This window comes from Flavobacterium quisquiliarum, assembly GCF_019308285.1.
Taxonomy (GTDB): Bacteria; Bacteroidota; Bacteroidia; order Flavobacteriales; family Flavobacteriaceae; genus Flavobacterium; species Flavobacterium quisquiliarum.
Genome location: NZ_WWEM01000031.1, coordinates 206,094 through 231,614, shown reverse-complemented (window position 1 = coordinate 231,614; position 25,521 = coordinate 206,094). Strand labels below are relative to the sequence as shown.

Annotated in this window: 22 protein-coding genes; 16 read left to right on the top strand and 6 right to left on the bottom strand. The window is 32.2% G+C overall.

Annotated features, from left to right (window positions below; all coding sequences use genetic code 11):
- The first annotated feature begins 18 nt into the window (after positions 1-18).
- On the top strand, positions 19-1,797 hold the full coding sequence (locus tag GSY47_RS13360; RefSeq protein WP_179007514.1) for an ABC transporter ATP-binding protein: 1,779 nt from the start codon (positions 19-21) through the stop codon (positions 1,795-1,797).
- Here the strand turns inward: GSY47_RS13360 and GSY47_RS13355 are convergent.
- Complete coding sequence (locus GSY47_RS13355; protein WP_218651452.1) at positions 1,778-2,158, bottom strand: ribosomal maturation YjgA family protein; 381 nt, start codon at positions 2,156-2,158, stop codon at positions 1,778-1,780. The two genes, GSY47_RS13360 and GSY47_RS13355, sit on opposite strands and share 20 nt — an antisense overlap.
- 223 nt (positions 2,159-2,381) lie before the next feature.
- Here GSY47_RS13355 and GSY47_RS13350 point away from each other — a divergent pair, with 223 nt between their 5' ends.
- The 4 genes from GSY47_RS13350 to GSY47_RS13335 all read left to right on the top strand — a co-directional run bounded on the left by GSY47_RS13350 (position 2,382) and on the right by GSY47_RS13335 (position 5,418).
- The gene (locus GSY47_RS13350) at positions 2,382-3,566 is read left to right on the top strand and encodes a glycoside hydrolase family 88 protein (protein WP_179007517.1); all 1,185 of its coding nucleotides are present in this window, start codon (positions 2,382-2,384) and stop codon (positions 3,564-3,566) included.
- Positions 3,563-4,288: a hypothetical protein gene (locus GSY47_RS13345; RefSeq protein ID WP_179007520.1), complete on the top strand. Its 726-nt coding sequence runs from the start codon at positions 3,563-3,565 to the stop codon at positions 4,286-4,288. The genes GSY47_RS13350 and GSY47_RS13345 overlap by 4 nt, the downstream gene beginning before the upstream one ends.
- Positions 4,289-4,328: 40 nt before the next feature.
- Positions 4,329-4,733, top strand: a complete 405-nt coding sequence (locus GSY47_RS13340) for a hypothetical protein (protein ID WP_179007522.1) — start codon at positions 4,329-4,331, stop codon at positions 4,731-4,733.
- Positions 4,734-4,986: 253 nt separating this feature from the next.
- Positions 4,987-5,418, top strand: a complete 432-nt coding sequence (locus tag GSY47_RS13335; protein ID WP_179007525.1) for a hypothetical protein — start codon at positions 4,987-4,989, stop codon at positions 5,416-5,418.
- A 53-nt stretch (positions 5,419-5,471) separates the two neighbouring features.
- Here the strand turns inward: GSY47_RS13335 and GSY47_RS13330 are convergent, their stop codons facing one another.
- Together GSY47_RS13330 and GSY47_RS13325 are read right to left on the bottom strand one after the other, a co-directional pair.
- A complete protein-coding gene (locus GSY47_RS13330) occupies positions 5,472-6,986 on the bottom strand; it encodes an FMN-binding glutamate synthase family protein (protein ID WP_219071407.1) in 1,515 nt (504 codons plus the stop codon).
- A 36-nt stretch (positions 6,987-7,022) separates the two neighbouring features.
- Complete coding sequence (locus GSY47_RS13325; RefSeq protein ID WP_179007532.1) at positions 7,023-7,802, bottom strand: NYN domain-containing protein; 780 nt, start codon at positions 7,800-7,802, stop codon at positions 7,023-7,025.
- Positions 7,803-8,003: 201 nt separating this feature from the next.
- Here GSY47_RS13325 and GSY47_RS13320 point away from each other — a divergent pair, with 201 nt between their 5' ends.
- The 5 genes from GSY47_RS13320 (at position 8,004) to GSY47_RS13300 (ending at position 12,090) form a co-directional block, all read left to right on the top strand.
- Positions 8,004-8,453: an RrF2 family transcriptional regulator gene (locus GSY47_RS13320; protein WP_179007535.1), complete on the top strand. Its 450-nt coding sequence runs from the start codon at positions 8,004-8,006 to the stop codon at positions 8,451-8,453.
- Between the two features lie 25 nt (positions 8,454-8,478).
- Entirely contained in the window at positions 8,479-9,003 is a 525-nt protein-coding gene (locus GSY47_RS13315; RefSeq protein ID WP_179007538.1) for a plastocyanin/azurin family copper-binding protein, read from the top strand.
- 118 nt (positions 9,004-9,121) lie between these two features.
- Positions 9,122-9,853 carry an iron-sulfur cluster repair di-iron protein gene (gene ric, locus GSY47_RS13310; RefSeq protein ID WP_179007541.1) on the top strand — a complete coding sequence of 244 codons (732 nt, stop codon included), beginning with the start codon at positions 9,122-9,124 and terminating at the stop codon, positions 9,851-9,853.
- 370 nt (positions 9,854-10,223) lie between these two features.
- The gene (locus tag GSY47_RS13305; protein WP_179007544.1) at positions 10,224-11,483 is read left to right on the top strand and encodes an aminotransferase class I/II-fold pyridoxal phosphate-dependent enzyme; all 1,260 of its coding nucleotides are present in this window, start codon (positions 10,224-10,226) and stop codon (positions 11,481-11,483) included.
- A 121-nt stretch (positions 11,484-11,604) separates the two neighbouring features.
- A complete protein-coding gene (locus GSY47_RS13300) occupies positions 11,605-12,090 on the top strand; it encodes a hypothetical protein (protein ID WP_179007547.1) in 486 nt (161 codons plus the stop codon).
- A 338-nt stretch (positions 12,091-12,428) separates the two neighbouring features.
- On the opposite strand, the gene GSY47_RS13295 is transcribed toward GSY47_RS13300, so the two are convergent.
- Together GSY47_RS13295 and GSY47_RS13290 are read right to left on the bottom strand one after the other, a co-directional pair.
- On the bottom strand, positions 12,429-13,547 hold the full coding sequence (locus tag GSY47_RS13295) for a GTP cyclohydrolase (RefSeq protein ID WP_179007550.1): 1,119 nt from the start codon (positions 13,545-13,547) through the stop codon (positions 12,429-12,431).
- Between the two features lie 48 nt (positions 13,548-13,595).
- Complete coding sequence (locus tag GSY47_RS13290; protein WP_179007553.1) at positions 13,596-14,564, bottom strand: transporter; 969 nt, start codon at positions 14,562-14,564, stop codon at positions 13,596-13,598.
- Between the two features lie 122 nt (positions 14,565-14,686).
- Here GSY47_RS13290 and GSY47_RS13285 point away from each other — a divergent pair, with 122 nt between their 5' ends.
- From GSY47_RS13285 to GSY47_RS13260, 6 genes are all read left to right on the top strand, one after another.
- Positions 14,687-14,983 (top strand): DUF4834 family protein, encoded by a 297-nt coding sequence (locus GSY47_RS13285; protein ID WP_179007557.1) that lies wholly within the window; start codon positions 14,687-14,689, stop codon positions 14,981-14,983.
- Between the two features lie 49 nt (positions 14,984-15,032).
- Entirely contained in the window at positions 15,033-17,471 is a 2,439-nt protein-coding gene (locus GSY47_RS13280; protein WP_179007560.1) for a YfhO family protein, read from the top strand.
- Between the two features lie 65 nt (positions 17,472-17,536).
- Positions 17,537-18,823 (top strand): glycosyltransferase family 4 protein, encoded by a 1,287-nt coding sequence (locus tag GSY47_RS13275; RefSeq protein ID WP_179007563.1) that lies wholly within the window; start codon positions 17,537-17,539, stop codon positions 18,821-18,823.
- A 39-nt stretch (positions 18,824-18,862) separates the two neighbouring features.
- Positions 18,863-20,332: an oligosaccharide flippase family protein gene (locus GSY47_RS13270; RefSeq protein WP_179007566.1), complete on the top strand. Its 1,470-nt coding sequence runs from the start codon at positions 18,863-18,865 to the stop codon at positions 20,330-20,332.
- Positions 20,333-20,427: 95 nt separating this feature from the next.
- A complete protein-coding gene (locus GSY47_RS13265; protein ID WP_179007569.1) occupies positions 20,428-22,077 on the top strand; it encodes a mechanosensitive ion channel family protein in 1,650 nt (549 codons plus the stop codon).
- Between the two features lie 229 nt (positions 22,078-22,306).
- Positions 22,307-22,606, top strand: a complete 300-nt coding sequence (locus tag GSY47_RS13260) for a hypothetical protein (protein WP_167365388.1) — start codon at positions 22,307-22,309, stop codon at positions 22,604-22,606.
- Between the two features lie 82 nt (positions 22,607-22,688).
- On the opposite strand, the gene uvrA is transcribed toward GSY47_RS13260, so the two are convergent.
- A complete protein-coding gene (gene uvrA / locus GSY47_RS13255; protein WP_219071406.1) occupies positions 22,689-25,484 on the bottom strand; it encodes an excinuclease ABC subunit UvrA in 2,796 nt (931 codons plus the stop codon).
- Positions 25,485-25,521 lie beyond the last annotated feature (37 nt).

Sequence of the window (25,521 nt, the reverse complement as noted above, 5' to 3'; positions counted from 1 at the left end):
TAGCTAAAATTCAAATAAATGCAATTATCAGTACTTTATAAAAAAATCCTGCCTTTTGTAAAGCCTTACAGAAAAATGGTAATTGCGACTTTACTGCTTACGTTTTTAGGTTCCTTTGCAGCGCAGGTAAATGCTATTATTTTAAAATATACGGTTGATACCATTAATACTTTAATGGTAGCGCATGAACCATTATCAAAAGGATTTCATCTTTTGGGAATTATTAGCATCGTCCTATTGACAAAAGAGTTGGTTAATTCTGTTGTGCAATTTGGACAGAAATTCTATGGAGAAAAACTCCGCATCTTTATTACACGTGATATTTCTCAAACCATAGTCGAAAAAATCTTAAGCTACAGAATGGAGTTTTATACTTCTGATGAAAACGAAAGCGGTAAATTACAGACCAGAATTGATGCCGGAATCAGCAGTTTGACACGATTGGTTCAAAACTTCTTTATTGACATTCTACCTTTATTTGCCAATGCGTTTGTGGCTTTGGTTATTATGTTTTATGCTAATGTTTATGTTGGGTTGGTAAGTTTGTGTATTATTCCGATTTACTTTTATATTAGCCAGTTACAGGCAACAAGATTAAGCGGATTCAGAAGAAGAATGCGTAATTATCGTGAAACTAAGAATAACGGAATCATAAGTTTGATTGAATCGATAACGGTGATTAAATCTTTTGTGCGAGAATCTACAGAAGCCGATCGCCATGAAAAGATTCAGTATGAAATGACCGAAAATCAGTTGGAAACCCGAAAAACCAGTTTTATTTTTGAAAGCATTAAAAGTTTTGTGGAGCAAATTGGAGTTGTAATTATAATTATTCTGACCGCTTATTTTGTGTTGAATAATCAAATGACAATTGGCGCGATCATGTTTCATATTATGTTATTTAATAATGTTTCGTCTCCAATTAGACAATTGCACCGAATTTACGATGAAGTCAATGACGCTTTAATTTATTCTGAAGGTTTCTTTGATATTTTGGAAGCCGAAAAAGAAAAAGAAACCAGCGGTACTTATATTCCAGAAAAAATCGTCGGATTAATAGAAGTAAAAAATGTTGATTTTATTTATCCAAACGGAACTCAAGCTTTGTTTGATATTAATTTTACGGTTAAACCGAATGAAACTTCTGCTTTAGTTGGATTGAGCGGTGCAGGAAAAAGTACCATTATTAATTTACTGGATAAGTTTTATCTTCCATCGTCAGGGCAAATCTTTTTAGACGGAGTGGATTTAATAGATTATGATACCGATTTCCTTCGAAAAAATATAGGTTTGGTACTTCAGAAAAACCATATTTTTAAAGGAACCGTTGCCGAGAATATTTTATATGGAAATCCTGAAGCTTCGCATGAAGAGGTCGTTGAAGCTGCAAAACAAGCTTATATTCACGAACAAGTAATACAATTGCCAAAAGGTTATGATTCTGATGCCCATTTGCTTTCGGGTGGACAGCAACAACGAATTGCAATTGCCAGATTGTTTTTAAAAAATCCGCCGATCATTTTCCTTGATGAACCAACGGCGAGTTTAGATGCGATTGCGACAGAGCAGATTAAAAAGTCTTTAGATGCTATCAAAAAAGATAGAACTGTGATTATCATATCGCACAGTATTTCCCAAATAATAGATGCATCAAATATTATTGTTTTAGAAAAAGGACATTGCGTCGAAAAAGGAACTCACGATGAATTGTATGATAATAAAAGAACCTATTATCAAATTTTTATGGCAATGGCCAACAGTTTAAATATTGATAAAATCACACAGACTTTCGATTGAGAAAATTCAAAGTAAATCTTTCTACAATAAAAGCAGAAAAAATTCCAAAAGTATAAGCCACAATATCCGACCATAAAAATCCTTGACCTAAAACATATCTTCCAAAAAGAGTTTTTCGGAGTTCTATCATCCATTCGCCCTGGTATAATTGCAAAAATTCAATGCCATAACAAATCAACAGAGAAAGTAATGCAATTAAGAAAGCATTTTTAAACGGAAAAAATATTCGAACTAAAAAATAAATCATTACAGCATATAAAAAATCGCCTATACATAATGGAATGAAAGAGATTTTTCTTGAAAGAATTCCAAGAAAAATGATACTAAGAAAAACTATAGAGTAGCTGATTCGGGGTTTCAAGTTTAGAGATATTTTGTTATAAGCGAATTTAGGTTAAAACATGGTAATTTCTCTTTGTCAAAGTTCAAAACTTTGACAAAGAGGAAAGCGAAAAGAAAAAAAACATACATAAAGTAGTACATCAATAATCCGTTTTTAGGGTGCAGAAAATACAAAACCCAAATCGATTTACTTTATTTAATACATTTATCAGTTAAAATAACTATTTACCAAAAGTAACCACATGAATACAAAATTCTTTATCCTGATTACCGCTTTGTTTCTTTTAGGAAATCAAAGTTATTCTCAAAAAGACAAAACGTTTAATATTAAAAAGCAGTTGGAATATTGTGCAGAACAAGCTTCTAAAACATTAAAAGTAATTCCAAATGACGGTACTTCGCCACGAACAGTTCCAAACGGAAGCAAAGATTGGAAGTTTGTTGGCTACAAGGACTGGACAAGCGGCTTCTGGCCTGGAGAATTATGGTTTTTATACGAAGCAACCAAAGATAAAAAATGGGAAAAAGAAGCCGATAAATTCAGTCGTTTTTTAACGCCTTTATCTGTCAGCAAAGCCGGAGATCACGATTTAGGTTTTCAGGTTTTTAATAGTTTCGGAAACGGATACAGATTGACTAAAAATCCGGAATACAAAGAAATTATCCTAAAAACTGCTGATACTTTGGCAAAACTTTTTAATCCGAAAGTGGGAACAATCCAATCTTGGCCTCATAATAAAATGGGCGGTCATAATACTATTATCGATAATATGATGAATTTGGAATTATTGTTTTGGGCTTCAAAAAATGGCGGAAATAAAAAGTTATATGATATTGCCGTAAAACATGCCGAAACTACAATGGCGAATCATTTTAGACCGGATAATACTTCTTATCACGTAATCATTTATGATTTTGAAACTGGTAAAAAAATAAAAGGAAGAACTGCTCAAGGGTATAGTGACGACAGTATGTGGGCAAGAGGACAAGCTTGGGCGATTTATGGTTTTACAATGACTTACAGAGAAACAAAAGATGTCAAGTTTTTAGATTTTGCTCATAAATTGGCACGTGTTTATTTAGATAAATTAACAACAGAAGATTTAGTTCCGTATTGGGATTTCAATGCGCCAAACATTCCGAACGAGCCTAGAGACGCTTCGGTCGCAGCTATTGTTTCTTCGGCACTTTTAGAGTTAAGTGCTTATACAAAAGATAAGAATTTAAAAAATGAATATTTAGCAAAAGCTAAAAAAATGATTGTTTCGCTTTCAGACCATTATCAGAGTCATGATGTTAATTCGGCATTTTTATTACATTCAACGGGACATAAACCAGCAGGAAGTGAGATAGATTGTTCTATAAATTACGCAGATTATTATTATCTTGAGGCACTTTTGAGACTTGAGAAAATAAAAAAAATATGAAAAAAAGGCGAGTTCTTAGTTTTGCTCTCGGTTTTATTATAATTACGTTAGCTGTTCTTAGGGTTACTTTCGGAATAATTAGATTTGTTAATTATCACTCTCATAAAAATGATATAAAGAAGCCTTTTTTAGATATTAGTCCATATGTAATGACACTTGAGGAAGCTGAAAGAAGAACACAACAACATCTAGTAGATATAAAAAAGGCACGAGATACAATATCAAATACTATTTTATATCTAGATTATAATAGCTTAGATAAAATGTCCTTTGTAGATAAGAGAAATTACGGGCTGAATAAAGTAAAAAATGATTCTATACTTTTTATTGATTTTAATACTCAATTAAAAATTCCTAAGGATTATTATAGTAAACAGAGTTACAATGATTCTTTGCGTGCAGCATTTAAATCGGTTGAAGATTTAAATGTTTTTATTTATACTTTTAAAGCTCAAGGTAATGTTGAAAGAAATTTTAAAAGTTTGAAAACCAAAAATGATTTAAAAAATTACAGACAAGAAGATATTGTAATTAATGACGAAGGTATTTCATATAAAATGTCTGAAAAGAATAAACAGTTTAGAGGTTATGTTTTTTATTTTCAAAATAAGAAAGAAGAATCTCTAACTTTTTTTGAGTTTGAGAGTAATAAATTGTCAGGTAAAGAGTTAAAAATAAAAGCTTTTGAATTTTTAGCAGAAAATTTAAAGCACAAAAAATAGAATTTTAAATGTTTCAGAACCAAAAAAGCAAATAAAAAGAATGAATAAAATAAAACAAATTTTGATTGCAATTATTCTTGTAATGTCAATTGTAAGCTGTAAAAATACCAAGCAAAAACTTCAGGAATATGTTGTAACTTATAATAAAACAATTGCGCCAAGTTTTAGGGCAGATGATGTAACGCTTACAACTGCTAGAGGTTATATAAATGATGATAAAATCGAACTGCGATTTGAAACCAATTTAGAGCAAAATGAAGCCAATAAGTCGGCTGCTGTAATTTCTTTTCCAAAATTGATAAAACAAATGATTGATAAAGATCAGATTCCGAGACAATTAATTGAAGAAGGAGTTCAGTTTGATGTTTATTTTCTAGCAGATGACAATACTGTCTTGGATAAAGAAATTTTAAAAGGTGAATCTTTGAAAGATTTTTTGAAATAAAATCTAATTTTCAGCCACTTTAATTCTTACATATTGAAAGTCTCTTTAAATCAAATTTGAAGAGACTTTTTTGTATTTATAGTTTAATGCTAAAAGGAGGTATGTTTTTATATTCTTACAAATTTACGTTTTTTGTCGTTATAATTTGTTTGTATTCAAACGATTAAGAGTTGGTTTTTGTCGATTAAATGTTGTTTTTATGTTGTAATTTAATTATGTTTGAGTTAAAAAATAACTATAAAACCAATAATTTATGAAAAAAATTACCCAAATCGCATTCGCGCTAACCTTCGCATTATTTTTAATCAGCTGTAAAAACACCAAGCAAAAAATCCAAGAACATGTAAGCACTTATAATAATTCTTCTTCGATTAAAGGCCATGGAATAACCAGTACGGCAGCAAAAGCTTTTCTAAACGACAACAAAATCGAAATTAGAATTGAAACGAACTTAGAGGAAACGGATGAAAACAGAACAGCTTACAAAGATTCATTTCCAGATCTATTAAGAGAAATGATTAAGAATGATCAAATCTCTACAGAATTAATTAATGAAGGAGTATCTTTTGATGTTTACTTTTTAGCTTACAATAATGCTATTTTAGCACAGCAGTTGGTAAACAAAGAAGAACTGGCGGTTTTAGAAGGAACTGCAGAACCAAATAAAGAAACAGCAAAATTGTAATTAGAAACAGATTTTAAAAAAGCCCCTTCAAGAATTTGAAGAGGCTTTTTTATTTAAGAGAACTGAGTAACGTTTTTCAAATTATCAGGGAAATACATATCCGATAGATTAGCAAATTCATCACCTCTCATGAAGATGTTAATGTCTACATCAGCAAAACTGTTTTTTCCAGCGGCCGCCAAAAGTTCATTGGCAGAATGCAATGTGTTTTTATGAAAATGATATACACGTTCTGACTTATCGGTTACAACCAAACCTTTCATCAGCATTTTATTTTGAGTCGCAACTCCTGTTGGACATTCGTTGTTATGGCAACGAAGTGCTTGGATACAGCCTAAAGAAAACATAAATCCTCTTGCGCTGTTACACATATCTGCGCCAAGCGCTACAGCATGTAAAATAGAGTAACCTGAGATTATTTTTCCGCTTCCAATAATACGCATTTTATCACGAATCCCTAAACGAACCAAAGTCTGGTTTACAAAGATTAAAGCCGGCTTAAAAGGCATTCCAACACCATCAGCAAATTCTAAAGGAGCAGCACCTGTTCCGCCTTCAGCGCCATCAACTGTGATGAAATCAGGGTAAATATCTTCATTAATCATCTCTTGACAGATGGCCTCAAACTCAGCGGTATTTCCAATACAAAGTTTAAAACCAATTGGCTTTCCGTTTGACAAATCACGCAGTTGTTTAATGAAATGAATTAATCCTTTGGCATCAGAAAAAGCATGATGTCCAGGAGGAGAAAGAATCATGGTATGTGGCTGAACACCTCTAATTTTTGCAATTTGTTCTGTGTTTTTAGCAGCAGGTAAAACACCTCCATGACCTGGTTTTGCGCCTTGCGAAAGCTTAATTTCGATCATTTTTACATTTGGAAGATTTGCTTTTTCTGCAAAATTTTCTGGACTGAAATTTCCTTCTGCATCACGGCATCCAAAATATCCTGTACCAATCTGCCAAGTTATATCGCCCCCGCCGGCAAGGTGAAATTCTGTTAATCCACCTTCTCCTGTATTTTGGTAAAAGTTTCCTTTTTTAGCTCCAATATTGATGGCACGAACAGCATGTTCGCTTAACGAACCAAAACTCATTGCTGAAACATTAAATAAAGAAGCAGAATACGGTTGTTTGCAATCTTTTCCACCAACTAATACACGAGGTAATTCTTCGTTTACTTTTGCTGGGAAAATAGAATGTTTTATTCCTTCGTAGTTTTCAGTATTTAAGTTCAATTGCGTTCCAAAAGGAGTGCTTGAATCAATATTTTTAGCTCTTTGGTAAACCAATGAACGCTGATTTCTAGAAAAAGGTTTTCCATCTGTAGATCTTTCGATAAAGTATTGCTGAATTTCTGGCGCAATCATTTCAAACAAATATCTGAAATAACCCAGAACGGGGAAGTTTCTTAAAATAGCATGTTTTTGCTGAGAGGCATTGTAAGCGCCTACAATTAGCAAAAGCGGAATAATAAATACGAGTAAATAACCTCGCCCGGTGTAGTAGTAAATTGCAAGAACAATTAGAAACAATAAGAATCCGTAAATAAAGAATTTCTTTCTCATGTTTTTAAAAAATTAAATAGGTAATAAATGCGATAATTAGTTGAATCTTAAACGTACATAAACGTGTTTGATTCCTTTTTTGTCCGATTCTCTTTCATCAATTTCCAGAATATCAGTTAAAGATTTCAACATTGGAGTAAGTTTAGAAAAACCATAATTTCGGGGGTCAAATTCAGGTTTTTTCTTTACGATTAAGTTTCCAACATCTCCTAAGAAAGCCCAGCCATCATCATCTTCAATATCTTCGATAGTGGCTTCGATAAGTTCAATAGTTTGTTTATCAATTTTGTGTAATGCTTTTTCAGCAGGTTTTTCGACAGGTTTTTTGGTATCCGCAGCCGCTGCTTTTGGTTTTTTCTTTTGAGTGGCTCCGTCTAAAACTTCAATGTAAATAAATCGGTCACAGGCTACAATAAAAGAATTTGGGGTTTTCTTTTCTCCAATTCCGATTACTTTCATCCCTGATTCGCGGAGTCTAATAGCAAGACGAGTAAAATCACTATCGCTCGAAACAATGCAGAATCCATCTAGTTTTCCCGAATAAAGCAAATCCATTGCATCAATAATCAAAGCAGAATCTGAAGAGTTTTTTCCAACTGTGTAACTGTACTGTTGAATAGGAGTAATGGCATGCTCCAATAAAACACCTTTCCAGCCGTTTGCATTTGGTTTGGTCCAATCGGCATAAATTCTTTTGGTGGTTGGAGTTCCAAGCTTTGCAATTTCTTCCATCATGCCTTTTACATTACTATACGGGACATTATCGGCATCGATAAGAACAGCTAGTTTTAAATCTTTCGAGTTGCTTAAAGCCATTATTTTAAAATTAGGGAATTATTACTCTCAAAGTTAGAATTAAAATTGGTTTTTATAAAAGTAAAGGGAGGAATAAGTCATTTTTTTGCCACTAATTAGTTTCATTATAAATAAGGTTTTTATCTATGAAAACTAATTAAAGATAAATTTGTCTTTTATATGGGATTTGAATACATTTGTAAAAAAAAAAATAAGGATTGTATGTTTTCAAAAGCGTGTGAATATGGAATTAGAGCTTCTATTTTTATTGCAACCAAATCTTCTGAAGGAGTTAGGGTTGGAATAAAAGATGTGGCAAAAGAAATTGATTCGCCGGAACCATTTACTGCGAAAATCATGCAGATCTTGACCAAAAGTGGAATCATCCATTCGGCAAAAGGAGTAGGAGGAGGTTTCGAAGTCTCAAATCAGGCATTGCGTTCCATAAAATTGATTCAGATTGTAGATGCAATTGATGGTGACTCCATTTATAAAGGCTGTGGAATTGGTCTGAAAGAATGCTCAGAAGTTCATCCTTGTCCCGTACACAATCAATTTAAAAAAATACGAGAACTACTCTTAACAATGCTTACAACAACAACATTGGAAGAACTGGCGCTTGGTGTAAACTCAGGAGATTTTCATTTAAAAATCTTCAGTCAAAACAAATAGAATTTTATAATTTAAATACTTAATAATGAATAAGACGATTAAAATTTCGATGGTAATGCTAATGGGATTTTTAGCAGTAACTTCTTGCGGTAAAAAAGAAACAGCGCCGGCAGAATCTACAGAAGTTAATGAAATTTCTACAGAAGGTGAAGCAGCTCCAGTAACTTCAACAGAAGAAAATGTATTAGTTATTGAAGGAAATGACCAAATGCAGTTTAATGTAAACGAGCTGAAAGCGGTAGCAGGAAAGCCAATCAAATTAACTTTGAAGCATGTTGGTCAAATTGCTAAAGAAGTGATGGGACATAATTTGGTTATTCTTAAAGAAGGAACCGATCAAGCGGCTTTTGCAGTAAAAGCAAATGATGCCAAAGCAACAGATTATATTCCTGAATCGGAAAAAGCTTCGATTATTGCACATACTAAGTTATTAGGAGGTGGAGAAGAAGATACAATTGAATTTACAATTGATAAAAAAGGAAGTTATCCTTTCGTGTGTTCTTTCCCTGGTCACGTTGCTCTAATGAAAGGTGTTTTAATTGTTGAATAGATAAATACTAAAAACTCCAATCTAAATTGAGGTTGGAGTTTTTTTTAAATATAATAAAAGACAAAATTGTCTTTTATTGAAGTAAGTTGATTAAATATTAAAAGTAATTTTTTGAAAGATGGAAAATTTAAAAGAAAAAACAATAGGATCATTCGTAGCTGAAGATTTTAGAACAGCTGCCGTTTTCTCCAAATACAGAATCGATTTTTGCTGTAAAGGAAACCGAACAGTAAATGAAGTCTGCGAAAAACAAAATATTGATGCAGATACTTTATTGGAAAATATTCTTCAGGTAGCACAATCTGAGAATAATGGAAGTATCGATTTTAATTCCTGGCCTTTAGATTTATTGGTAGATTATATTGAAAAAACGCATCATCGTTATGTGGAAGAAAAAACGAATGTTTTAATTCCGTTTTTAGATAAATTGTGCAAGGTTCACGGTGCTAATCATCCCGAATTATTCAGAATAAATGAATTGTTTATTGGCTGTGCGGGAGAATTGGCACAGCATATGAAAAAAGAAGAGTTGGTATTATTTCCTTTTGTTAAACGAATGGTAAAAACCAAAGAATCAGATGGGATTCTGCATCAGCCTTCTTTTGGTACGGTTTCAAATCCGATTGCCATGATGATGCATGAACATGATAATGAAGGCGAACGCTTTAGAGAAATCGCAGCATTGACCAATAATTATACACCTCCAGCCGATGCCTGTACAACTTATAGAGTGACTTTTTCAATGCTTAAAGAATTCGAACAAGATCTTCATAAACACATTCATTTAGAAAATAATATATTATTTCCAAAAGCAGAAGTTTTAGAAAAAGATTTTGTTGAGGTAGAATAGATGAAATTTGAACATGGTTTTATTAAAAACAAAAAACAAGAGCCGATTCGTTCCTAAAAATCTTCTCTTGTTTTTTTACTAATTCAAAATATTTAAAGCTGATAGTCTTTTGTGCTTATAAAGCACTCATGACTTAAATCTTTAGCAAAGATAATTCACAATTTGTTTAAGAATTGTGATAAAAATCATAAGAAAAATATAATTCTCTGTTTAAGTTATAAGCATTTTTACAATTTGGATAAGAGGTAAATCGTATTAAAAAGAGGATGTTCAATATTTTTAAATAAAAATAAATGACAGTCTGAATTTTAGAAGAATAATGATTATTTTTGCTCGCTGATTAAGTTAAAAAATACTACACTATAATATTATGGTAAAAGATTTATTCGAAAGAATTCAAGAAAATAAAGGTCCTTTAGGAAAATGGGCTTCACAAGCTGAGGGATATTATGTTTTCCCAAAATTAGAAGGTGAACTAGGACCAAGAATGCAGTTTCATGGAAAAAACATCCTGAACTGGAGTTTAAATGATTATTTAGGTTTAGCAAATCATCCAGAAGTTCGTAAAGCAGATACAGATGCAGCAATTCAGTTTGGAGCAGCTTATCCAATGGGAGCACGTATGATGTCTGGACACACTACGTACCACGAACAATTAGAAAATGAGTTGGCTGAATTCGTAATGAAAGAATCGGCTTATTTATTGAATTTTGGTTACCAAGGAATGGTTTCTATCATTGATGCTTTGGTTACTAAAAATGACATTATCGTTTATGATGTTGACTCACATGCTTGTATCATTGATGGTGTTCGTTTACACATGGGTAAACGTTTCACATACAAACACAATGATTTGGAAAGTATGGAGAAAAACTTGCAGCGTGCTACTAAAATGGCTGAAGAAACTGGAGGAGGAATTTTATTCATTACAGAAGGTGTTTTCGGAATGCGCGGACAGCAAGGAAAATTAAAAGAGATTGCTGAGCTAAAGAAAAAATATAATTTCAGATTATTAGTAGATGATGCGCACGGTTTTGGTACACTTGGAAAAACAGGTGCTGGAGCAGGTGAAGAGCAGGGAGTTCAAAATCAGATTGATGTTTACTTTTCTACTTTTGCAAAATCTATGGCTAATATTGGTGCTTTCGTAGCAGCTGATAAATCGGTTATTGATTATTTGAAATACAATTTACGTTCTCAAATGTTTGCAAAAGCTTTACCAATGATTCAAACAATTGGTTCATTGAAACGTTTAGAATTATTACGTCAATCTTCTGCAATTAAAGACAAACTTTGGGAAAATGTAAATGCATTACAAAACGGTCTTAAAGAAAAAGGATTCAATATTGGAGACACTAATACTTGTATTACACCAGTTTACTTAGAAGGAAGTATTCCTGAAGCAATGGTAATGGTGAATGATTTAAGAGAAAACTATGGTATTTTCCTTTCTATCGTTGTATATCCTGTTATTCCAAAAGGAATTATTTTATTAAGAATGATTCCGACAGCTTCTCATACATTAGCAGATATTGAAGAGACTTTAACGGCTTTTGAAGCAATTCGTGAGAAATTGACAAACGGAACATATAAAGAAATTGCTGAACGTACTACAGTAGACGTTTCGTAATTATTTTAAAATAAATTTTCCCACATGGGAATTATGTAAAAAAATCCATTCTTTGTAAGAATGGATTTTTTTTATTTGAACTAACTTTATTTTATAATCAACAAAATAAAAAAAGACAAGTATGAAAAAAGTTATCACTATAACGACTCTGATTTTAATCGTTCTTTCTTCCTGTAAAAAAGAAACGACTACCACAGAGCCAGTACAAATTACTCCAAGTCCGCCAAAAGAAGCTGAAATTGTAGAACCTGCCGGAGATCAATGTTATGCTTGGAGATCAAACGGAAGTGTAATAGAAATGAGTTTTAATGTAAATTCTCATCAAGAGGTAAACGGAAAATTAAGCTATAATATCGTAGGAAAAGATAAAAATGAAGGAAGCTTAATTGGAAATATGAAAGGAGATACTTTAATTGCCGATTATACGTTTATGTCTGAAGGAGTTTCTTCTATTAGAGAAGTTGCTTTTCTGCAAAAAGACGGTGCTTTTATTGAAGGCTTCGGAGATGTAATTGAAGCCAACGGTAAATTTTCTTTTAAAGATAAAACCAAATTAAAATTTGATGCAAAAAATACATTGACAAAAGTCGATTGTAAAGTAGAATAATGAAAGTGATTATGAAGTTAAAAACCATTCGTTTGGGGGCGAATGGTTTTTTTTGTTTTATGATTTAGAGGTTCTTTTCAGATTTAAGTTTACTTATATACTCACTTGAAACTCCATTCCAACAACACTTAATACATCTTTGATTTTCAAATTTATGATTACAATTTTCATATTCATACAAGATATGTGCACATTCAGGACATAGATTTTTCATTGGCGAAGAGTCGTCATAAAATTCGCTTTTACATTCGTCACAGATAATTATTGTAAAGTTATTATAATTCACTTTAAGTATGTTTTGTGACTGACTACTAAAAACTTCACTGGACACTAATAAATTAAAGATTCTTCAAATAAGTCTTTCTCTGACAGTGAATAATCGGATCAAAGTTTTTCCAAAGCAAATGAATTGCATTATTTTCTAATAACTCAGGAGTTCTAATACAGTTTTGAATTCCCTTTTCAGAAAATGTTTTGTAGTATTCATCAAAGATGATAGCTGTAACCCCTTTGTTTTGGTATTCAGGATGAATTCCGATAAGGTAAAAAACAACATCTTTACTGTGTTTTTTAGCTTTTAATAGCTGTAAAAAACCAAACGGAAATAATTTCCCTTTTATTTTTTGTAAGGCCTCAACAAAACTTGGCATTACAATACTAAAAGCAACTAAATTATCATCTTTGTCCAGTACAAATTTGATATATTCTGGATTGATAAAACTGATGTATTTCTTTTTGAAATAAGCTTTTTGTACGTCAGAAATGGCCACAAACGAAGCCAGTTTTGCATAGGTTTCATTAAACAAATCGAACATTTTGTCTACATGTGGCATAATGTCTTTTGTTTTAGTAAAATTAAGTGCTTTTAAGCCATAACGTTTTTTGATTAACTCCTGTGCTTTTTGGAAGAATTCAGGTTTTACATTCGAAAATGGAAATATACTTTCGATATATTGTTTCTCTACCTGAAATCCTAATTGCTCTAAATGCGTTACATAATACGGATGATTGTACCAAGTAATCATAGTTCCAACCTGATCGTAACCTTCTGTTAAAAGACCAACTTTGTCTAGATTCGAAAATCCCATTGGACCTTCGGCGTGTTCTAAATTGTGTTTTCTACCCAATTCATAAACCTTGTCCAACAGAGCTTTTGTGACTTCAATATCATCAATTACATCAAACCAGCCAAAACGCACTTTTCTTTTGTGCTGATTGTTAACTTCAGACCAATTAATGATTGCTGTAATACGACCAACAATTTTATTGTCTCTATATGCCAGATAAAAATATGCTTCAGCATTGTCAAAAGCAGGATTTTTGGTTTTGTCAAAAGATTCCAATTCATCTGCAATGATTGGCGGAACCCAATACGGATTATCCTTATATAAAGAGAAAGGAAATTTAATGTATTCGGTTAGTTCTTTTTTGCTTTTAGCTTCTTTAATTGTAATCATTAATGTGGTATTGAAAGTCTCTTTTTAAGAGCAATTGTTTGTTAAAATTTATTCATATTTAGCCTTACGTCTTCTTTCTTTTTCTTGATAATCAACGCTTTTTTCGTTGTCAAGATTCTTTTTAGCTCTATCGTTATTTTTAGCTTCTATCACTTTTTCTTTATACCATCCATCGTAACGCCATGAAACGCCAACTCCTCCATACAAAATAGATGGGGTATTTTTAAAGTTGGTGCTTATCGAAGCATCAACCTGCATATTGGCAGAAAGGAGATAAGCAGCACCGCCTCGAATAATAGAATCGCTGTAAAAGTCGCTTTTATATCCTTGGTTTTCAACAAAACCAGACCATTTGTCGTTAAAGCCGTGGGTCAAAGTTAATACATATCCGTAACTTGGATAGTCTGTACCGATATAATCTGCAATAATATTAGTTACAAAAACCCAAGAACCTCCTCCTAGGATGTTTTGCGTAATCAAAGATACTTTAGGAGAAATGGCGCCATCAGGAGAAAAATAATACGGATTATCAGCTCCAACGAAATTCGCTCCTGCAAAAACAGAAACTGCTGGAATCAATTCGCGCCACTGGAAATTACGATTGGCTTTATAACTGTAAATATTAACCTCTCTTTTATAATTTTTATAAGGATCATAAATAAGATATTTTGCACCTAAAACAGTTTGTCTAAAGTTGTTTCTCTTATAACTGGTGTAAGGAGTGTCATAATTTGCCATTTGATATTGTACATCAAATATAAATTCTAATTGTTCTAAAAAAGCGCCGTATCTAAGCGTGAAATCAGTACCAAGACCGCTGGCATCGTAATCTAATAAATCGTGTTTTTCTTTGATGCCATAAAAGCCAAGTTCAGCTTGAATTACAGATTTTCCAACGCTGTAAGCTGACATAGTTTCGCCTGGGCGATTGGAATTAATGACATCAGTATATTGCGCAAAAAACAGTTGTGGAAGAAAAAAAAGTACCGGGGCGAGTAAGTTTTTAATTTTAAACATATAATTTTTTTTGGGTTAAAATATAATAACGCATATCAAATGTACATATTTTATTATTTATTTAAGATTCATATTTTATTTTTAAACAACGGATTTATTAATTTTGAAAAAAAATTATAGTTATGCAAGAAGCATCATTTTCAGGTTTAAGATTTATTATTGGGATTATTGCCTTTTATTATATTTTTAAATTTTTGGCTAGAATCTTTTTGCCGGTTTTGGTAAAAAAGGCTGTTGAAAACGCAAGCGAAAATTTTCAGAGACAACAACAATATAATCAGCAGTTTAATCAAAGCAATACTTGGCAAAATACAAACAGAAATAATAATGATGAAATAATCATTAATACTGCTAATGCTAAACACCCGCGCGAAACCAAAAAAGTGGGAGAGTATGTTGATTACGAAGAAATAGATTAGATTTGTATCCTGAAAATTTAGGATTCATTTTAACCCAAACCAGCCAAAATTGAAAATAGTAAATAAGTTCTATCCGCATGCCCTTGTTGTACTGGGCTTTATTCTTGTATCATTAATTTATTTTTATCCAGTTCTTCAAGGAAAACAAATTTTCCAGTCTGATATTGCTCAATACACTGGAATGGCAAAAGAGCAAAATGATTTTAGAGCAGCTCAGAATGCAGAACCTTATTGGACAAACTCTGCTTTTGGGGGTATGCCAACTTATCAGCTTGGAGCAAATTATCCTTATGATTTTGTGGGTAAAATAGATGATGTACTGCGTTTTCTGCCTCGTCCTGCAGATTACTTATTTTTGTATTTTCTTGGTTTTTATGGTTTACTACTGGTTTTAAAAACAGATCCATTAAAAGCTTTTATTGGGGCTATTGCCTTTGGTTTTTCAACTTATTTAATCATCATTTTAGGAGTGGGGCATAATGCAAAAGCACATGCTATTGCCTATATGCCTTTGGTAATTGCTGGATTTGTTCTCGTCTTTCAGAAGAAATATGTTTGGGGAGGTCTGCTCACTATGTTTGCTGTGGCATTGGAAGTGAATGCCAATCACTTCCAGATGACCTACTATTTATTGATTTTCTTGTTGATACTTTCGGGGTATTTTGCTTTTGAATTTATTAAAAATAAAGAATATAAACCGCTTTTAATTTCGTTAGGAACTCTTGCTGTAGCGGGAATTTTTGCAATTGGTGCTAATGCAGGAAACCTATTGGCAACAAGCGAATATGCTAAATTTAGTACCCGAAGCAATAGCGAATTAACTTTTAATCCTGACGGAACTAAAAAGACAAATGAAAATGCTTTAAGCCGTGAATATATTACGGAATACAGTTATGGAATTACGGAGAGTTTTAACTTGATTGCTCCAAGACTTTTTGGAGGTTCAAATCATGAAAATCTAGGCCCAGACAGCCGTATGTATTCTTTCTTTATAGAAAAAGGAGCTTCTCCTTCTCAAGCAAAAGAATACGCTACTACTATGCCTACGTATTGGGGAGATCAGCCCATTGTTGCCGCTCCAGCTTATATTGGGGCTGTTGTGTTTTTCTTGGCTGTTTTAGCATTGTTTATAGACGATAGAAAAATTAAATATGCATTTATAACAGGTGCATTATTTTCATTAATACTTTCTTGGGGAAAAAATTTCTCTTTGTTGACAGACTTCTTTATCGATTATGTACCGATGTATGATAAGTTTAGAGCGGTATCTTCTATTCAGGTAATTTTAGAATTGTGTTTTCCTGTGTTGGCTGTTATGGGAATCCAGTCTTTCTTTAAGGCTAAAGATGAACCTAAATTACAGCAGAAAGCATTAGTACAGACAGGAGTTTTTGGGTTAGGAGTAATCCTGATTTTGGTTATTGCAAAAGGATTCTTCCATTTTTCAGGATCAAGCGATCAGTATTTTATGGAAACTTACGGGCCAGATTTTGTAGATGCTCTTAAAGAAGACAGAATGACCATGTATTATGCAGATTTATTGCGTTCTGGTTTTCTTATTGTCTTAACTTTTGGAATTTTATGGTTGTTTATTAAAAATAAATTCTCGCAGACCACAACTTTAATCATTGTTGGAATTGTAATGATTTTTGATTTGTTTTTTGTAGATAAAAAATATGTTTCGGCAAAAGATTTTGTAAGCCCAGTTCAAATTGCGGCTCCTTTTCAGGAAACAGCTGCCGATGCTCAAATTTTACAAGATACTACACATTATAGAGTTTTTGAGATAAGTGGTAATATGTCTAGTGCTAGAGCTTCTTTCTTTCATAGTTCTATCGGAGGCTACCATGCTGCAAAACCAAGAAGAATGCAGCAGTTATTTGATTATCAAATTGCTAAAAATAACTTAGAAATACTTAATATGCTAAATGTTAAGTATGTAATCCAAACGGATAAAGAAGGAAAAGAAATTCCAACCATTAATCCTGATGCTAATGGTAATGCTTGGTTTGTTAGTTCTGTGAAATTGGTAAATAAAGCAGATGATGTAATGAAAGCATTGAACACATTAGATACTAAAAAAGTAGCTGTTTTTAATGTTCATGAACATGAAGCCAAATTCCCAAATGCTCGTTTGAAGAAACCTTGGGATGCGACAGGAACAATTAATGTAGTGGAGTATAAGCCAAATTATATCAAATATAAATCAGAGAATGAAAAAGATGGTTTAGCGGTTTTTTCTGAAATGTATTATAAAAATGGCTGGAACGCTTATATTGATGGTAAACTGACAGATCATTTTCCTGTTGATTATGTTTTAAGAGCAATGGAAATTCCAGGCGGAAAACATACGATAGAATTCAAATTTGAGCCTCAGGTTATTAAAACTGGAGGAACAATTACTTTAATTAGTTCAATTGGGATGGTATTGCTTTTAATTGGTGGAATTTATTTCGAAAAATTCTTTCGCAAAGATGCCCAAAAGTAATTAAGTCTTTTGCGAAACTTCGCGAACACTTTGTGAATCTCTGTGAAATTGAATATAAATCCTAAATGGAACAAAAAAAACTCTTAATAATTACCTATTACTTTCCACCAGCTGGTGGTCCAGGAGTACAGCGTTGGTTGAAATTTGTAAAATATCTACCGGAATTTGATGTACAGCCAATTGTTTATGTTCCAGAAAATCCAACGTATCCCATTGTTGATGAAGGTTTGGTAAGTGAAATATCAGATAAAGTAACTATTCTAAAAAATAAAATTTGGGAGCCTTACCAGTTGGCTTCAATATTTTCAAAAAATAAAACCAAGAAAATCAGTTCAGGGATTTTTCCTCAGAAGAAAAAACAGACTTTTTTAGATAAAACTTTCCTTTGGGTACGTGGAAATCTTTTTATTCCAGATGCCCGTGTTTTTTGGGTAAAACCATCGGTTGCTTATTTGGAAAAATATATTCAAGAGAATAATATTGATACTATTGTAACTTCTGGTCCACCGCACAGCTTGCATTTAATTGGTTTAGAATTGCAAAAGAAATTGAACGTAAAATGGTTTGCCGATTTCCGTGATCCTTGGACAACGATTGGTTATCATAAAGCGCTTCGTTTGTCTTCTTACGCCGAAAAGAAGCATAAAAACCTAGAACATAAAGTTTTAAATGCTGCTGACGAAATTATTGTAACTAGCAAAACAACAAAAGCTGAGTTCGAAGTTATTACCAATAAACCAATTACGGTTATCACAAATGGTTATGATGTAGAGACTGTTGAAAAACAAACTTTAGACAGTAAATTTACGTTGGCGCATATTGGTTCTTTTTTATCAGACAGAAATCCTCCGTTTTTGTGGGAAGTTTTGATTGAATTGCTTCAGGAAGTTCCAGAATTTAAATCTCATTTAGAAATTAAATTAATTGGAGCTGTAAGCCAGGAAGTATTGGATGCAATAAAAGAGCATCAATTAAATGATTATTTGAATTTAGTTGGATACGTTTCTCATAAAGAAGCGGTTGCACACCAAAGAAAGTCTCAGGTTTTACTTTTAATTGAAATTAATTCTGAAGATACTAAAAGCATTATTCCTGGAAAATTATTTGAATATATGGTTTCAAATCGCCCAATAATAGCGATTGGACCGCAGGGTTCTGACTTTGCAGATATTGTGACGCAAACCAATACAGGAGTATTTTTTGATTATTCTGAAAAAGCCAAGTTAAAAAGTGTAATTTTGGACTTTTTTAATCAGTTTTTGGAAGGGAATTTGCAAGCGCACGGAATTGGTTTACAGCAATATTCCAGGAAAAATCTAACCAAGCAATTAGCACAACTGATTAAGAAATAATCAATTGAAAATTTAAATTCTACAATCTAAACTCAAGAAATGGGTATTGTCTTAAATCAGTCTTTTAAAAACACTATAATTACATATATTGGTTTTGGTATCGGAGCCATAAATACATTATATCTTTATCCTGTTTTTCTTGGTGCAACTTATTACGCTTTAACCAATTATATTACTTCTGCAGCAAACGTTATCATGCCTTTGTTTGCAATTGGAATGCAGAATACATTAGTAAAGTTTTATTCACAGTATAAAACTGAAGAAGAAAGAGAGCAGTTCCTTTCTTTTACAGCTTTATTTCCAATTCTGATGTGTATTCCTTTAGGTCTTATCGGAATCTTTTTCTATGATGATATAACAGACTTTGTTTCAAAAGAAAATCCTGTTGTTCGTGAGTTTATGCTTTTGATTCCGTTTATAGGAATCTGTATGGCGTATTTCGAAATCTTTTATGCTTGGGCTCGTGTCCACATGCATTCGGTTTTTGGAAATTTCATTAAAGAAGTCGGATTGAGACTGCTTTCGACATTTGCCTTAATTGGTTTGTATTTTAACTGGATTAGTTTAGTTGAATTTGTATATGTTACGGCTGCGATTTATTTTTTGGCTTTCTTAGTAACAATGTTTTATGCTTTTTATATTAAAAAACCGAATTTTCAGATTACAATTCCTGAAAATGTAAAAAGTGTAATGGAGTATACTTTTTATATTATTCTGTCGGGAAGTGTAGCCAATTTGCTTTTGGATGGAGATAAATTGATGCTGAATCAGTACATGAAGATTGAAAATATCGCTTATTATTCTGTTGCTACTTATATTGCCTTGGTAATTTCTGTGCCAAGCCGTGCCATGCATCAAATTGTGTATCCAATTACAGCTAAATTGATGCATGACAACAAACATGACGAATTGAATCAATTGTACAAAAAAACCTCTATCAATCTGCAGATTGTTGGTGGTTTTGTAATGCTTTGTATTTTTGTAAATATTAATCAATTGTACGAATTGGTTCCAAAAGAGTACAGCGGCGGTATTTCTGTAGTATTTATGATTGGTCTTTCAAAATATTTTGATTTGATTTTAGGGAATAATAATGCCATTATCTTTAATACAAAATATTACCGAATGGTATTGTATTTAGGCTTGATGTTAGTGGTTTTGACCGTTATTTTAAATATGATTTTTATTCCAATTTTTGGGATTTTTGGTTCAGCCTTTGCGACACTTTTGTCTATTACTTTATATAGCTTGGCAAAATTGCTTTTTGTGGTTAAAAAGCTCCATTTATATCCTTTTACAAAACAGACTATCCATTCGATGCTATTAACTTTTGCATTGTTTTTACTATTTTATTTCTGGGAGTTTCCATTTTTTCAGTTAATTAGTATTGCTTTAAAATCGATTTTAGTTACTATTTTATATCTGTATCTGAATTATAAATTTAGAATTTCACCAGATATCAATGGTGTAATTGATTCTATTTTTAAGAAAATAGGGATTAAAATTTAAATCATTTTTGTAGGAAAAATGAAAGTAATTTAAAAAGGTAGCTTTTTTGTTTTTATATTTGTTAGAAAGGATAACTAATTTATTTCTAATGGGATATGAAAATAAAATTACTTAAGTTATTGGCTTTGTTTCTTGTTTTGTTTTCTTGTTCGGTAGTGTTGGGACAAAACAAAAATCTGAAGATTCCCGATTCATCGACAGTGAAACTTAAAGGTTATCCTGTAAGTCCTTTTAAAGACACGCTTTTTTATGTGTATAATAATATAGGATCATTTCCTGCTAAAGAACGGGCAGAGTATATTTCTTCTAAAATTAAAAGACTTTATAATGAATCTTTTTTTGAAAAGGATTCTATCAAAGTTATTCCTTCCGACGTTTCTTCGGATATCGTTTATAAGAACGATTTAGTGTTGATGTCGGTTTTAGAGTCTGATGCTAAAGCCGAAAATCAAACCGTATCTTTTATTGCCAACCGCAATTTAAAGATGATTAAAAGCGCTATAATTTACCAGAACGAAAATTATTCACAGCTTCCTAAGCGATTTGGATATACCGCTTTGTTAGTTTTAATTATTGGATTGATTTTGTTTTTGGTTGGGAAAGTATTTAATATAATCAAAAAATACATAGTTAAGAATAAAGAGAAATATTTTAAAGGAGTAAATTACAACACCGTCAAAATATTGTCACCAGATAAACAGTTGTTTATATTTCTAAGATTTTTTGCTTTTGTAAAATTGATAACACTGATCCTTATTGTTTACCTCTCGCTGCCAATTTTATTCAGCATTTTTCCTGCGACAAAAGAATATACTACAACGCTTCTCAGATGGATTTTAACGCCAGCAAAATCTGCTTTAATGGGATTTGTAGGTTTCCTGCCAAGCTTATTTACAATCATTGTGATTATTATCATTTTTAAATATTCATTGAAAGTGATAAAATTTTTCTTTGATGAAATAAAATCAGAAAATATTAAGATTGACGGCTTTTATAGCGATTGGGCCTTACCTACTTTTAATGTTATCAGATTATTGATGTACGCCTTTATGCTAGTCATAATTTTTCCGTATCTGCCAGGTTCTGATTCTCCAATTTTTAAAGGAGTTTCTGTATTTGTCGGAGTTTTATTCTCTCTTGGTTCTTCAAATGCTATTGCTAATATGGTGGCGGGATTGGTAATTACCTACATGCGTCCGTTTAAAATTGGTGACTATATCAAAATTGGTGATGTAAGCGGAGAAGTAGTTGAAAAGACAGCTCTGGTAACGAGAATTAGAACTCCAAAATTTGAAGATATCACAATTCCTAACGCAACAGTTTTGTCCAGTACCTCTACAAATTATTCTGCAAATGCAAAACATTCTAATAATGGTTTATTAATTCATACAACAGTAACAATTGGTTATGATGTTCCTTGGACCGACATTTATGCGGCTTTAATAGAAGCAGCTTTGAATACTGAGTTGACCGAAAAAGAACCTAAGCCGTTTGTGCTTCAAACTAGTTTAGATGATTTTTATGTTTCTTATCAGATTAATGTTTATACGAAAGAACCTACCAAACAACCGAGAATTTATTCATCATTACATCAAAATATACAAGATTCTTTTAATGCAGCAGGTATTGAGATTATGTCGCCTCATTATAATGCTTTAAGAGATGGTAATACAACAACAATACCGCCTAATTACTTAAAAGAAGATTATGAAGCTCCGTCCTTTAATTTGAAGAACAAAAGTTAAGAAATTGAAAATGAGTTATTAAATTATAAATTTTAACACTTATATATTTTGTAATTAATTAGATAAAAATTAACTTTAGTATGAAAATTTAGTACTACTTACATAAAATTGCGGAATTATTTTTAACAAAATCACTGAATGTAGGTATTTTATTATTTTTTTATTTTGGTTAATTTTGCAATAAAATGTGAAAGAAAAAGTTTATGATTAATTGTAGCATTGAATAATTATGAAAGACAATCATCTGAGCCAGGAACAAAGCATGCAAGTATTTTCAAATATGATATCAAATAAAGTTCATAATGGATTTACTTTGGAAGAAAGAAATGATGAATTCCTTTTCGCTGTCTTATCAAAAGGTGGGAAAGTAGTGAATCATAGTTTAAATTTCATGATTTTTTGTTTAACTCTCGGTTTATGGTCATTTGCTTGGCTGTATTTAACCTTTGAAGCATCAAAACAAAAAAAGATTTTAGTAGCTATCGATGAAGATGGTCTTCCCTTTGAGGAAAGATGTTTGGTAGCGTAAAGATTAAAAAGAGGAATAAAATAATAAAGCCATAAGTACAAATTAATCAATTGTATTTATGGCTTTAAAATTTTTTATGTTTTTATAATTTATCTTTTAAATAAACTCCCGTTACAGATTCTTTGACTTTAACTATATCCTCTGGTGTTCCTGAAGCAAGTAAATGTCCTCCATTTTCTCCTCCTTCTGGACCAAGATCTAAAATCCAGTCGGCACATTTTATTAAATCAAGATTATGTTCGATTACGATAATAGAATGCCCTTTTTCGATTAAAGCATCAAAAGAAGCCAACAGTTTTTTTATGTCATGAAAATGAAGCCCGGTGGTTGGTTCATCAAAAACAAATAACGCTTTATCTTTTGTAGCTCCCTTAACAAGGAACGATGCCAGTTTAATACGTTGTGCTTCACCTCCAGAAAGAGTAGAAGAGGACTGTCCTAACTGAACGTATCCTAAACCAACATCCTGAAGAGGCTGTAACTTCTGAGTGATTTTAGACTGTTTATTTTTTTCGAAGAAAGCAATAGCATCATCAATGGTCATGGTCAAAACATCGTTGATATTTTGATTGTCAAAAGTAACCTCCAAAATCTCTTTTTTAAATCGTTTTCCTCCACAAGTTTCACATGGAAGCGAAACATCGGCCATAAACACCATTTCGACGTTTATAGAGCCTTCTCCTTTACAAGTTTCACATCTTCCCCCATCAACATTAAAAGAGAAATGCTTAGCTTGATAGCCTCTTATTTTAGATAATTTTTCTTTTGCGTACAAATCTCTAATATCATCGTATGCTTTAATGTAAGTTACAGGATTAGATCGAGAACTTCTTCCAATCGGATTTTGATCTACGTACTCGATATGTTTGATTTGAGAAAAAGAACCTTTCAGCTCACTGAATTGTCCTGCTTTTTCGGCAGCACTTTCCAGTTTTTTCTGCATTGCAGGAAACAAGATTTTTTTAATTAAAGTACTTTTTCCACTTCCAGAAACTCCAGTAACAACGGTCAAAACATCTAAAGGAAAAGTAACATCAATATTTTTTAAGTTGTTTTCGCGTGCGCCGACAATGTCAATATGATTTTTAAACTTTCTTCGTTTTTTAGGAACAGAAATTTCTAAATCTCCGTTAAGATATTTTGCTGTTAATGAATCTGATTTTAAAATTTCATCGTAAGTTCCTTGTGCAACCAGTTTTCCTCCAAAAGTTCCAGCTTCAGGGCCAATATCAATGATCATATCAGCGGCTTTCATAATATCTTCATCGTGCTCCACAACAATTACGGTGTTTCCTAAATCGCGAAGAGAAAGCAGTACTTTAATCAGTCTTTCTGAATCTTTTGGGTGAAGACCAATACTTGGTTCATCCAAAATATACATTGATCCAACCAGACTGCTTCCTAAAGAAGTAGCAAGATTAATACGCTGGGATTCTCCTCCAGAAAGTGTTGCCGAGTTTCTATTTAAAGTCAGATAATCTAATCCGACTTCACTTAAAAAGGATAAACGGTTATTGATTTCAATCATTAAACGTTTGGCAATCTGCTGCTCGTAAACGTTTAATTCAATGTTTTTAAAAAAAGTGACCAAATGTTTAATAGGTAAATCAACTAAATCAGAAACTGTTTTACCGTTGATTTTTACGTAAGATGCTTCTTCACGTAAACGCTTTCCTTTGCATACATGACATTTCGTTTTACCACGGTAACGTGATAACATGACACGGTTTTGTATTTTATAGTTTTTTTCTTCTAATTCTCTAAAGAAATCATTTAACCCTTGAAAGTACTGATTTCCAGTCCAGATTAAATCTTTTTGTTCTTCGGTTAATTGAAAATAAGGTTTGTGTATAGGAAAATCGAATTTATAGGCATGTTTTACAAATTCATCTTTGTACCAGCTCATGCTTTCACCACGCCAAGGATAAATGGCGTTTTCAAAAACCGATAGAGAAGTATTTGGAACAACCAGATCAGCATCAATTCCAATAATATTTCCATAACCTTCACAAGCTGGACAAGCTCCGTATGGATTATTGAAACTGAATAAATGAACGTTTGGTTCTAAAAAAGTGATTCCGTCCAATTCAAAGTTATTCGAATAAGAAAATCTTTTATCTGCATTTAACTCTTGTAAATAACAAATGCCTTTTCCCTCGAAAAAAGCAGTCTGAACAGCATCAGCCAGTCGATTATAGAATTCTTCTTCCTCTTTAACAACAATACGATCAATAATCAATAAAATATCTTTATTGTCAAATTGATGTAAATCTGAAGCCGAAAATTCATCCAGACGAACCATTTCGTTATCAACTAAGATACGGGCAAAACCTTGTTGCAGTAATATTTTAAGCTTGTCTTCTAATTGTCTTCCTTCCTCAAGATGAATAGGAGCAAGCAAAAGCCATCTACTGTCTATAGGTAGGTTTTTAACGTCTGAAATAACGTCAGTTACGGTGTTTTTTTTAACCTCTTGTCCAGAAATTGGCGAATAAGTACGACCGATTCTGGCAAACAAAAGTTTGATATAATCGTAAATTTCTGTAGATGTCCCTACAGTAGAACGAGCATTAGTTGTATTTACTTTTTGTTCTATAGCAATTGCAGGAGCAATGCCTTTAATATACTCTACTTTAGGTTTGTCTAAACGACCTAAAAACTGACGAGCATAAGAAGATAAACTCTCTACGTAGCGTCTCTGTCCTTCGGCATATAAAGTATCAAAAGCTAAACTAGATTTTCCAGAACCAGAAAGTCCTGTAATGACAACCAGTTTGTTTCTTGGAATGACCACATCTACATTTTTTAAATTATGTACTTGTGCTCCTTTTATTATAATATTTGATTTTGGGTCTATTTTAGAAAGATCAATTTGCATAAAAAAGTCAATTTTTACAAAAGTAATCAATTTTGAA